The sequence below is a fragment of the Telluria sp. LT2P34 genome (genome assembly GCF_059685915.1).
Genome location: NZ_JCASIN010000001.1, coordinates 347,034 through 358,983 on the forward strand (window position 1 = coordinate 347,034; position 11,950 = coordinate 358,983).

Below are 11,950 nucleotides of genomic sequence, written 5' to 3' on the forward strand. Positions count from 1 at the left end.
CGATTCCATCCAGAACAACAACAAGCGACACGATGACCAAGCATTCCCCCGGCAGCACCCTGGACTCCACACCGGCAAAAGGCAGCCTCGCGGCCTTCAAGGGCCTGCTGCCCTTCCTCAGACCCTACCGCCGTCAATTCATCCTGGCCGGCATCGCCCTGCTGTTCGCGGCCGGCGCCACGCTGGCCATTCCCGCAGCCTTCAAGCAGATGATCGACCTGGGCTTCGGCAGTGCGGCCGATGGCGCCACCAGCGAGGGCATCCGCCACATCGACAGCGCCTTCCTGGCCCTGTTCGGCGTCGCCACCGTGCTGGGCCTGGCCACGGCCGCGCGCTTCTACATGGTGTCGTGGCTGGGCGAGCGCGTCACGGCCGACATCCGCAGCGCCGTGTACCGCCACGTGGTGCACCAGAGCCCGGAATTCTTCGAGACCACGCAGACCGGGGAGGTGCTCTCGCGCCTGACCACCGACACCACCCTGATCCAGACCGTGGTCGGCACCAGCATCTCGCTGGCGCTGCGCAATACCCTGCTCTTCCTCGGCGGCCTGGCCATGCTGTTCGTGACCAGCGCCAAGCTCACCGCCATCATCCTGGCCCTGCTGGTGGCCGTGATCGTGCCGATCGTGCTGTTCGGACGCCGCGTGCGCAAACTCTCGCGCGATTCGCAGGACCGCATCGCCGACGCCTCGGCCCTGGCCGGCGAAATCCTGAACGCCATGCCGACCGTGCAGGCTTATACCCACGAATCGATCGAGGCCGAGCGCTTCGGCGCCACCGTCGAAGGCGCCTTCGGCGCGGCCATGCGGCGCATCCGCGCCCGTTCCTTCCTGACCATGCTGGCCATCGTGCTGGTGTTCGGCACCATCGTCTTCGTGCTGTGGCTGGGCGCGCATGCGGTACTGCGCGGCGAAATGACCAGCGGCGACCTCGGCCAGTTCATCCTGTACGCCGCCATCGTCGCCGGTTCCATCGGCGCCCTGGCCGAAGTGATGGGCGAAGCCCAGCGCGCCGCCGGCGCCACCGAGCGCCTGCTGGAACTGCTGTCGGCGCGCGCCGACATCCGCAGCCCGGCGCATCCGCGGCCGCTCCCCGCACGCCAATCCACTGGCGCCGCCCTGGCCCTGCAGGACGTCAGCTTCGCCTACCCCTCGCGCCAGGACACGGCGGCGCTGTCGCACGTCACGCTGTCGATCCGCCCCGGCGAGACCGTGGCCGTGGTCGGCCCTTCGGGCGCCGGCAAGACCACCCTGTTCCAGCTGCTGCTGCGCTACTACGACCCGCAGTCCGGGGCGATTACGCTCGACGGCGTCGACATCCGCGACCTCGACCTGCACACCCTGCGCGGCGCGATCGGCATCGTGCCCCAGGACACCGTGATCTTTTCGAACGACGCGATGGAAAACATCCGCTACGGCCGCCCGGAAGCGAGCGACGAGGAAGTCATCCTTGCGGCGAAAATGGCGGCGGCCCACGAATTCATCGAACGCCTGCCGCAGGGCTACCGGTCCTTCCTGGGCGAGCGCGGCGTGCGCCTGTCGGGCGGCCAGCGCCAGCGCATCGCGATCGCGCGCGCCCTGCTGAAAAACCCGCCGCTGCTGCTGCTCGACGAAGCGACCAGCGCCCTCGACGCCGAATCCGAGCGCCTGGTCCAGGGCGCGCTGGAGGCGGCAATGGTCGGCCGCACCACCGTCATCATCGCCCACCGCCTGGCCACCGTGCAGCGCGCCGACCGCATCGTCGTGATGGAAGACGGGCGCGTGGTCGAAACCGGAACCCATGCCTCGCTGGTGGCGATGGGCGGGATTTATGCCAAACTGGCGGCTTTGCAGTTTCACCACATCCATGTCGAACATCCGACGTCGAATGTTGCGGGTTAACACCGTTTCGGGCCTGATTCGGCACAAACTGGCGGTTTCGTATTGATTTAGAGCAATAGGCGAATATGATGGGCAATGTCCTCATCTTATTTTGCCTCCCATGTCAAACAATAAATATCACCTCGCTAACTGGAGTGTCGGCACGAAAATCAGTGCCTTCACCTTCACCCTGGTCGGCGCCATCATCGTTGCGCTGATCCTGACGATCAGCTACACCACCGCCGCGATGCTGGAAGAGCGTGCGACGCAGAACATGCAGAACGAGCTCAATGGCGTCGTCAGCACCGTCGAGCTGTTCAACAAGACGGTGTCGAGCGAGGCGGTCAGCTTCGGGCGCGTCTTCAAGAGCGGCTTCAAGGGCGCTTTCGAGCTCGACGAGGCGACGACCGTCGACATCGGCGGCAAACAGGTTCCCACCCTGAAGCACGACGGCCAGGCGCTGAACCTCGACTTCAGTGCAGCCGACCGTTTCAGCCAGGAGACCGGCGGCAACGCCACCATCTTCGCGGTCACGGGCGACGATTTCGTGCGCGTGAGTACCTCGGTGAAGAAGGAAAACGGCGAACGCGCCGTCGGCACCCAGCTCGACCGCGCCAGCCCGGCCTATGCGGCCATGAAGGACGGCAAGGTCTACGTCGGACTGGTCAAGCTGTTCGGCAAGCAGTTCATCACCCAATACGAGCCGGTGCGCGACGCCGCCGGCAAGGTCGTCGGCGCCCTGTATGTCGGGATCGACATCAGCGCCGACCTGGCCATGTTGAAAGACCGCGTCCGCAAGATCAAGGTGGGCGACACCGGCTATTTCTACGTCCTCAATTCGGCGCCGGGCAAGAGCTACGGCGAGCTGCTGGTGCACCCGGCGCGCGAAGGCGAGAACATCCTCGACAGCCGCTCGGCCGACGGCCGCGCCTTCATCCAGGAGATCCTGGAAAAGAAAAGCGGCACCATCGCCTATGAGTGGCAAAACCCCGGCGAGGCTTCGTCGCGCGAAAAGATCGTCGCATTCGCCCCGTTCAAGGACTGGAACTGGGTCGTCGCCGGCGGCACCTACCGCGACGAAATCACGGCGCAGGCGCGCCAGCTGCGCAACCGCTACTTCCTCTTCGGCCTGGTCGCGCTGGCATGCTTTGCCGCCGCCCTGTATGCGTTCGTCCGCGTCTCGGTCACCCGGCCGCTGGGCGCGGCCCGCGACGCCGCCGTGCGCATCGCCGACGGCGACCTGACGGTGCAGATCGAACGCCGCAACAACGACGAAATCGGCCTGCTGGCCGACGCCATGAACGGCATCAGCAGCAAGCTCTCCACCGTGGTCGGCCAAGTGCGCCTCGGCGCCGAGCAGATCGCAACGGCCTCCAGCGAGATTTCGTCCGGCAACCTCGACCTGTGTTCGCGCACCGAGCAGCAGGCCGGCAACCTCGCCAGCACCGCCACCTCGATGGGCCAACTCACCGGCACCGTGCGCCAGAACGCCGACCACGCGCGCCAGGCCAACGAGCTCGCGGCCAGCGCCTCGGCCATCGCCCAGAAAGGCGGCAGCATGGTCGCCCAGGTGGTCGATACGATGGACTCGATCCAGCAGTCCTCGCGCAAGATTTCGGAGATCACCGGCGTCATCGACGGCATCGCCTTCCAGACCAACATCCTGGCCCTGAACGCGGCCGTGGAAGCGGCGCGCGCCGGCGAGCAGGGGCGCGGCTTCGCGGTCGTGGCCACGGAAGTGCGCAACCTGGCCCAGCGCAGCGCCGCCGCGGCCAAGGAAATCAAGACCCTGATCGCGGCCTCCAGCCTGGATGTCGCGGCCGGCAGCAAGCTGGTCTCCCAGACCGGCGCGACGATGACGGACCTGCTGGCCGGCGTCGGCCGGGTCACCAGCATCATGGCCGACATCACCGCCGCCAGCCTGGAACAAAGCAGCGGCATCGAGCAGGTCAATCGCGCGATCGGCGAGATGGACGAGTCGACCCAGCACAACGCCGCGCTGGTCGAAGAAGCCAGCGCCGCCGCCCAGGCGATGCAGGACCAGGCGGCCGAGCTGGCGCGCGCCGTGCGGCTGTTCAGGCTGGACGAGGCGGCGCCGATGCTGGCCGCGCCGGCGCGACGGGCTGCGCTGACGCACGGCTGATAGGGCGCATCGTTGCGCGTGGGATGGCTGACGATCTGCGTCGTTCCGCGTGGGCACGGGGTCCGAACGCGGTCCGGCCCACCCTGGTTCGGTGTAAAGTGGCAGCCCCACTCCAGGAGCCGACCTTGCTTGATGCCGAACTGATCCGCCGCTGCCACACTGTTTTTCCAGGCCACCGCGCCCGCACCCCGGCCGAGACCTTCGCCGCCATGGCGGCGTGGTGCGAACAGCAGGGCGTCGAGCACGACGTCTACGGCAGCGGCGAGCTGGTGGAAGCGTTCGAAAACAAGGTCGCAGCCCTCCTCGGCTGCGAAGCTGCCGTGTCCTGCATCAGCGGCACCATGGCGCAGGTCACGGCCCTGCGCCTGGCCTGCGCGGACCGCGGCGGCAAGCCGGCCGCCCTGCACCCCACTTCCCACATCTTTGTCCACGAGCGCTCGAACTACCAGCTGCTCGGGCATTTTGCCGCCCTGCGGGTGGGCGCCCCCCATCGCCCCTGGCTGGCAGCCGACCTCGAAGCCGTGCCGGACCGGCTGGGCGCGATCGGCATCGAAATCCCGATGCGCGAGATCGGCGGCCAGGTATCGCGCTGGGATGAACTGGAAGCGATCAAGCTGCACGCGCGTGAGCGCGGCGCGCACCTGCACATGGACGGTGCGCGCCTGTGGGAGGCGGCGGCCGGCTATGGCCGCAGCGTGGCCGAGATCGCCGCCGGTTTCGATTCGGTCTACGTGTCGCTGTACAAGGGCATCGGCGGCCTGGGCGGGGCCATGCTGGCGGGATCGCGCGAATTCGTCGAACGCGCCGCCGAATGGTTCCGGCGCCAGGGCGGCAACGTCGTGCACCGCTCGCCGTATGTGGTGGCCGCCGCCATGCAGTTCGATGCACGCCTCGCGGCCATGCCCGACTACTTCCGGCGCACGCAGTTCCTGTACGAGGCCCTGCGCGCGCACCCGCTCATTCGCGTCAATCCGGCCGCGCCCGCCGCCAACATGCTGCACCTGCACCTGCCGGTAGGCCGCGAGCGCCTGCTGGCGATCCGCGCCGAGCTGGCGGAGAAGCACGGCATCTGGCTGTGCAACCGGGTCTCGAACGGGGTTCTGCCGGACAGCTCTTACTTCGAACTGTACGTGGGCGACAACCTGCTCGCCATGCCGGACGCGCGCCTGCGCGAGGCGCTGGCCATTTTTGCGGAAGCGCTGGTGGCATAAGCTACAATCTTGCCTTTTCCCCGGAAGGTGAGCGATGCGCCAATATCTCGACTTCATGCGCCATGTGAAAGAGCATGGCACGCTCAAGACCGACCGCACCGGCACCGGCACGCGCTCGGTCTTCGGCCACCAGATGCGTTTCAACTTGCAGGACGGCTTTCCGCTGGTGACGACCAAGAAGGTGCACCTGAAATCGATCATCCATGAACTGATCTGGTTCCTGCAAGGCTCGACCAACATCGCCTACCTGAAGGAAAACGGCGTCTCGATCTGGGACGAATGGGCCGACGCGAATGGCGAACTGGGGCCGATCTATGGTTACCAGTGGCGGAACTGGCCGGCGCCGGGTGGCCAGCACATCGACCAGATCAGCCAGGTGCTCGACCAGATCAGGAATACGCCCGACTCGCGCCGCATGATTGTCTCGGCCTGGAATGTGGCCGATGTGCCGCAGATGAAGCTGCCGCCCTGCCACGCGCTGTTCCAGTTCTATGTCGCCGACGGCAAGCTGTCCTGCCAGCTCTACCAGCGCAGCGCCGATATCTTCCTGGGCGTGCCCTTCAATATCGCTTCGTATGCGCTGCTGACCCACATGATGGCGCAGCAGGCGGGCCTGGAGGTGGGCGACTTCGTGTGGACCGGCGGCGACTGCCATTTGTATGCGAACCACATGGAGCAGGTGGACCTGCAGCTCGGGCGCGAGCTGCGCCCGCTGCCGCAGCTGCTCATCAAGCGCACACCCGATTCCCTGTTCGACTACCGCTTCGAGGATTTCGAGGTGCAGGGCTACGATCCGCATCCGGGGATCAAGGCGCCGGTCGCGGTGTAGACGGCAAGCGCGCGTGAATAGCGGGAAAGTGCTGGCGCTGGCCGGCGCCGACAGCCTGCGCCTCGACGGCGCCGGCATCGTCGGCAATCGGCATGCGCATGCGTTCTCGCCGCGGCAGCTGCTGCTGGCAGGCTGGCCGGCTTACGACGCGCTTGCGCTGCCGCCGCAGGCGCTGCGCGAAAACATCCTGATCGATGTCGATACGGCCGGCCTGGTGTCCGGAACCGTCCTGCGTATCGGCAGAGAGTGCGCGATCCGGCTGATGTTCCAGTGCGAAGCCTGCGGCGCGCTCGACAGGCACCGGCCGGGATTGTCACGGGAAGTCGGCGCGCGGCGCGGGATGCTGGCGCGCGTCGTCGCCGGCGGCACGATCCACCGCGGGGACGCGATCCGGGCGCTGCCCGCTCCCCTGCCCGCCTGGCCCGAGGACTGGCGCGCGCGGGTGGCGCTGGTGCTCGATGCCGTGCCGCCCGGCGCGGTGGTCGAGTACAGGCAGCTGGCGCGCCTGGCCGGCATCCAATCGACCTATTGCCGCGCCTTCCCGCGCGTGATCGGCAAGCTGGGACCCGCGTACGCCGCCAGGGCGGTTACCGCGAATTCAAACAGCACCCTGCCCAGGTGGGAAGGCAGCGGCCTGTTCGAGCGCGAGGAGCGCAGCGCAACTTGACAGGAAGAGCAGCCGGCGACACCATCTGGCCCTGACATTCACGAGGACTACCATGAGCCTGACCATCGTCGTGGCGATCGACGCCCAGCGCGGCATCGGCATCGATAACAAGCTGCCCTGGCACCTGCCCGAAGACCTGGCGCATTTCAAGCGCGTCACGCTGGGCCGGCCGATGATCATGGGCCGCAAGACCTTCGACTCGATCGGCCGCCCTTTGCCGGGCCGGCGCAGCATCGTCGTGACCCGCAACCCGGCATGGCGCCACGAAGGTGTCGAAACAGCGGCTTCGCTGGAAGCGGCGATCGCCATGGTGGACGGGCTGGAGGCCAGCATCATCGGCGGCGCGCAGATCTTCGAAGCGGCGCTGCCGCTGGCCGGGCGCATGATCGTGACCGAGATCGCGCACAGCTTCGAGTGCGATACCTTCTTCCCGCCGATCGACCCGGCCGTGTGGGTCGAGACCGCGCGCGAAACGCATCGCTCGGAGGCCAACGGCTACGACTATGCCTACGTGACTTACGTGCGCCATGCCTGAGCGCAACCCGCTACCCTGTTAAAAAATCTACACCGGACAGCGGATTTTCTGCGAAAATCCGCTTCTTATTTTTCGGTGCCGTGCGTGGCGGGCCGCCCAACCCGGGCGCACCCGCTCCCACGGCGCTTCGCATTGGAGCTGTCAATGAAATTTCGTTTCCCCATCATTATTATCGACGAGGACTTCCGGTCCGAGAACACCTCGGGACTGGGCATCCGCGCTCTCGCCGCCGCGATGGAAAAGGAAGGCATGGAAGTGCTCGGCCATACCAGCTATGGCGACCTGTCGCAGTTCGCGCAGCAGCAGTCGCGCGCTTCGGCCTTCGTGCTGTCGATCGACGATGAGGAATTCGGCGGCGGCTCGGACGAAGAGACCGACCATGCACTGATGCGCCTGCGCGCCTTTGTCGAAGAGATCCGCCACAAGAATTCGAACATCCCGATCTATATCTACGGCGAGACGCGCACCTCGCGCCACATCCCGAACGACATCCTGAAGGAGCTGCACGGCTTCATCCACATGTTCGAGGACACGCCGGAATTCGTTGCGCGCCACATCATCCGCGAAGCCAAAGCCTACCTCGACGGCCTGGCGCCGCCCTTCTTCCGCGCGCTGGTGAACTATGCCTACGACGGCTCCTATTCCTGGCATTGCCCCGGCCACTCGGGCGGCGTGGCTTTCCTGAAGTCGCCGGTCGGCCAGATGTTCCACCAGTTTTTTGGCGAGAACATGCTGCGCGCCGACGTCTGCAACGCCGTCGAGGAACTCGGCCAGCTGCTCGACCATACCGGCCCGGTCGCGAAATCGGAGCGTAACGCCGCCCGCATCTACGGCGCCGACCACTGCTATTTCGTCACCAACGGCACCTCGACCTCGAACAAGATGGTCTGGCACAGCACCGTCGCGCCGGGCGACATCGTCGTCGTCGACCGCAACTGCCACAAGTCGATCCTGCACTCGATCATCATGTGCGGCGCGATTCCCGTATTCCTGATGCCGACACGGAACAACCTCGGCATCATCGGCCCGATTCCACTGGAAGAGTTCACGCCCGAATCGATCGCGCGCAAGATCGAAGCGAATCCGTTCGCGCGCGAGGCGAAGGACAAGAAGCCGCGCATCCTGACCATCACCCAGTCGACCTACGACGGCGTGGTGTACAACGTCGAGACCCTGCGCGAAATGCTGGACGGGAAAATCGACACCCTGCACTTCGACGAAGCCTGGCTGCCGCACGCGACCTTCCACGACTTCTACAAGAACATGCATGCGATCGGCCGCGACCGCCCGCGCGCCAAGCAGTCGATGATCTTCTCGACCCAGTCGACGCACAAACTGCTGGCCGGCCTGTCGCAGGCCTCGCAGGTGCTGGTGCGCGAATCGGAAACGGTCAAGCTCGACCAGGATGCCTTCAACGAAGCCTTCCTGATGCACACCTCGACTTCGCCCCAGTATTCGATCATCGCCTCCTGCGACGTCGCCGCGGCCATGATGGAAGCGCCGGGCGGCACCGCCCTGGTCGAGGAATCGATCCTGGAAGCGCTGAACTTCCGCCGCGCGATGAAGAAGGTCGATCGTGAGTTCGGCAACGACTGGTGGTTCAAAGTATGGGGACCGGACGTCGAGTCCGATGAAGGCATCGGCACCCAGGACGACTGGATGATCCGCGCCGAGGACGACTGGCATGGTTTCGGCAATCTGGCCCCGGGCTTCAACATGCTCGACCCGATCAAGTCGACCGTGGTCACGCCAGGCCTGTCGCTGGACGGCAAATTCGGCGATACCGGCATTCCGGCCTCGATCGTGACGAAATACCTGGCAGAGCATGGCGTGATCATCGAGAAGTGCGGCCTGTACTCCTTCTTCATCATGTTCACGATCGGTATCACCAAGGGCCGCTGGAACACGCTGGTCACGGCGCTGCAGCAGTTCAAGGACGATTACGACCGCAACAAGCAGATGTGGCAGGTCATGCCGAAGTTCGCCGCCGCCAACCCGCGTTACGAAAACAGCGGCCTGCGCGACCTGTGCACCTCGATCCACACCTTCTACAAGCAGTACGATGTGGCGCGCCTGACGACCGAAATGTATTTGTCGGACATGGTGCCGGCGATGAAGCCGTCCGATGCCTTTGCCAAGATGGCGAGGAAAGACATCGAGCGCGTGGCGATCGAGGACCTGGAAGGCCGCACCACCGCGATCCTGCTGACGCCTTATCCGCCGGGCATTCCGCTGCTGATTCCGGGCGAGCGCTTCAACAAGATCATCGTCGACTACCTGCGCTTCGCGCGCGACTTCAACGAGCGCTTCCCGGGCTTCGAGACGGATGTACACGGCCTGGTCAAGCGCGAAGTGAACGGCAAGCGCGATTACTTCGTGGACTGCGTGCGCCAGGATTGATGGCCGCACGTACGTAGGGTGGGCGGGTTCCCCGCTCACGCGTTCAACCACCCCGTGGATTGCCCCATCATTCTTTGTTCGGGCTCTGGTTGAACGCGTGCGCGGCATAGCCGCCCACCCTAGCGCCGCTTGAGCTCCACGACCGGCGCCGCCACCAAGGCTGCATTCATCTCCCCCCGCGCCTGCACGATCACGCTGCGCGCCGAGGTCAAGCCGAGCACGCCCATGATAGCGGCCACGAACAGGTCGGGCCAGCCGCTGCCGGTCTGATACACCCCGAGCGCCGCCAGCAGCACCGCCACGTTGCTGATCGCGTCGTTGCGCGTGCACAGCCACACCGAGCGCATGTTGGCGTCGCCCTTGCGGTAGGCGAACAGCAGCACTGCCACCAGCACGTTCGCGGCCAGCGCCGCAAAGCCGATGGCGCCCATGGTGGCCGCTTGCGGCACCGTGCCGGCCGCCAGGTGCCAGAGCGCGGTGCCGATCACGAACACGCCGTAGGCGCCCATCGACGCGCCCTTCACCAGCGCGGTACGCGAGCGCCAGATGGGCGCCAGGCCGAGCACGAACAGGGAAATGCCGTAGTTGGCGGCGTCGCCGAAAAAGTCGATGGCGTCGGCCAGCAGCGAGACCGAGCCAGAGGCCCAGCCGCCGACCAGCTCGACAACGAACATGAGCGCGTTGACGGCCAGCGCGATCCAGAGGACGCGCCTGTAGCCTGGGTCGACCGGCGGCTGCTTCGAAGAACAGCCGCCGCTGCAGCAATCGGCCATGACGGCCTCCCGCTAAAGTCAATGCAGATTCAGGTTTTCGGCAGGGTGACGCCGACCTGGCCCTGGTATTTGCCGTTCCGGTCCTTGTACGAGGTCTCGCACACTTCGTCGCTCTCGAAGAACAGCACCTGGGCGCAGCCTTCGCCGGCGTAGATCTTGGCCGGCAGCGGGGTCGTGTTCGAGAACTCGAGCGTCACATAGCCTTCCCATTCGGGCTCGAATGGCGTGACGTTGACGATGATGCCGCAGCGCGCATAGGTGGACTTGCCGAGGCAGATCGTCAGCACATTGCGCGGGATGCGGAAGTATTCCATCGTGCGCGCCAGGGCGAACGAATTCGGCGGAATGATGCAGACATCGCTTTTCACGTCGACAAAGGACTTCTCGTCGAAATTCTTCGGGTCGACGATGGTGCTGTTGATGTTCGTGAAGATCTTGAACTCGTCGGCGCAGCGGATGTCGTACCCGTACGACGAGGTGCCGTAAGAAATGATGCGCCGCCCCTCTTCTTCGCGCACCTGGCCAGGGGCGAACGGTTCGATCATGCCGGTTTCCTGCGCCATGCGGCGGATCCATTTATCGCTCTTGATGCTCATCGCTGGGTTCTCTCTGATGTAAAGCTGGCAATCCCATGATTTTACGCGATCTTCAAGCCGATGCGGCCTGGCGCTTGCGCGGCAGCGGGCGCTGCACCAGCAGCCGCTGGATCATGTAGTGCGTCAGCTGCGCGGCGCGCGCCGGGTGCTCCATCGGGTACAGGTGCGTGCCTTCGGTCATCACAAAATTGTCGCGCACCAGCTTGCGGGTAGCGCCCAGCCCGGCCTGGCGCAGTTCTTCCGAGCGCGTCGCGCCGATGAAACCGACCGGCACCGGGAAGTTGCGGCGCAGCACTTCGCCCAGGTGGTGCGGCAGCGAGTTGTAGATCAGGGTTTCGACGTCGCGGTCGAAGCGCAGTTGCACGCCGTCCGGATGCGGGCTCAGGCCGACCTCGAGGTAGTCGTCCAGCACGCCCGGCGCCCAGGCCGCGAAAATATCCTTGGACATGAAATGCTGGCGCGCCGTGGCGCGGTCGGCCCACACATTGCGGCGCCGTTCGGAAAAACGCGCGGGCGAAAAGCGCGAGGCCTTGCCCAGCAGCTTGACGAAACGCCAGGCCAGCGCGCGCCAGCCCGCCACCACCGGCGAATCGAGCATCACCACGCAGTGCGCCAGGTCCGGCCGGCGCGCGGCCGCCATGGTGCCAAGCATGCCGCCGAGCGAGTGGCCGACCAGGATCGACGGTTGGCCGTAGGCGTCAAGCTCCGCGATCAGTTCCTCCACCAGCCCATCCCAGCCGTCGCCGACGGGAAAACGCGGGTCGTGCCCGACCATGTCGGTGGCGCGCACCTCGTAGTGCGTGCGCAGGCCGTCGAGCAATTGGCGATAACTTCCGGAGGGGAAGCTGTTGCCGTGGCAAAAGTGAAGCAGGGGTTTGGACATGGTGCGGGGGACGCCGGGCAGAAGGGCTCGATTGTAACGGCGGATTGTCCCGCT

The 11,950-nt window shown here is 65.8% G+C and carries 10 protein-coding genes; 7 read left to right on the forward strand and 3 right to left on the reverse strand.

Going from position 1 to position 11,950, the window contains the following annotated elements; all coding sequences use genetic code 11:
• Positions 1-32 precede the first annotated feature (32 nt).
• From AC56KZ_RS01595 to AC56KZ_RS01625, 7 genes are all read left to right on the forward strand, one after another.
• Complete coding sequence (locus tag AC56KZ_RS01595) at positions 33-1,880, forward strand: ABC transporter transmembrane domain-containing protein (RefSeq protein WP_497160379.1); 1,848 nt, start codon at positions 33-35, stop codon at positions 1,878-1,880.
• A 100-nt stretch (positions 1,881-1,980) separates the two neighbouring features.
• Positions 1,981-4,002 carry a methyl-accepting chemotaxis protein gene (locus AC56KZ_RS01600; protein WP_497160380.1) on the forward strand — a complete coding sequence of 674 codons (2,022 nt, stop codon included), beginning with the start codon at positions 1,981-1,983 and terminating at the stop codon, positions 4,000-4,002.
• Between the two features lie 125 nt (positions 4,003-4,127).
• Positions 4,128-5,213, forward strand: a complete 1,086-nt coding sequence (locus AC56KZ_RS01605) for a threonine aldolase family protein (RefSeq protein ID WP_497161198.1) — start codon at positions 4,128-4,130, stop codon at positions 5,211-5,213.
• Positions 5,214-5,247: 34 nt separating this feature from the next.
• Positions 5,248-6,042, forward strand: coding sequence for a thymidylate synthase (locus AC56KZ_RS01610; RefSeq protein WP_497160381.1), 795 nt, complete (start codon positions 5,248-5,250; stop codon positions 6,040-6,042).
• 13 nt (positions 6,043-6,055) lie between these two features.
• Positions 6,056-6,709, forward strand: coding sequence for an MOSC domain-containing protein (locus AC56KZ_RS01615; protein WP_497160382.1), 654 nt, complete (start codon positions 6,056-6,058; stop codon positions 6,707-6,709).
• Between the two features lie 52 nt (positions 6,710-6,761).
• Positions 6,762-7,244, forward strand: coding sequence for a dihydrofolate reductase (locus tag AC56KZ_RS01620; RefSeq protein ID WP_497160383.1), 483 nt, complete (start codon positions 6,762-6,764; stop codon positions 7,242-7,244).
• Between the two features lie 144 nt (positions 7,245-7,388).
• Complete coding sequence (locus AC56KZ_RS01625) at positions 7,389-9,644, forward strand: Orn/Lys/Arg family decarboxylase (RefSeq protein ID WP_497160384.1); 2,256 nt, start codon at positions 7,389-7,391, stop codon at positions 9,642-9,644.
• A 119-nt stretch (positions 9,645-9,763) separates the two neighbouring features.
• On the opposite strand, the gene AC56KZ_RS01630 is transcribed toward AC56KZ_RS01625, so the two are convergent.
• The 3 genes from AC56KZ_RS01630 to AC56KZ_RS01640 are packed head-to-tail and all read right to left on the reverse strand — an operon-like array spanning position 9,764 to position 11,896.
• Positions 9,764-10,417: a cation efflux transmembrane domain-containing protein gene (locus tag AC56KZ_RS01630; protein WP_497160385.1), complete on the reverse strand. Its 654-nt coding sequence runs from the start codon at positions 10,415-10,417 to the stop codon at positions 9,764-9,766.
• Between the two features lie 29 nt (positions 10,418-10,446).
• Complete coding sequence (gene dcd / locus AC56KZ_RS01635) at positions 10,447-11,013, reverse strand: dCTP deaminase (protein WP_497160386.1); 567 nt, start codon at positions 11,011-11,013, stop codon at positions 10,447-10,449.
• 52 nt (positions 11,014-11,065) lie between these two features.
• Positions 11,066-11,896 (reverse strand): alpha/beta fold hydrolase, encoded by an 831-nt coding sequence (locus AC56KZ_RS01640; protein ID WP_497160387.1) that lies wholly within the window; start codon positions 11,894-11,896, stop codon positions 11,066-11,068.
• Between the last annotated feature and the right edge of the window lie 54 nt (positions 11,897-11,950).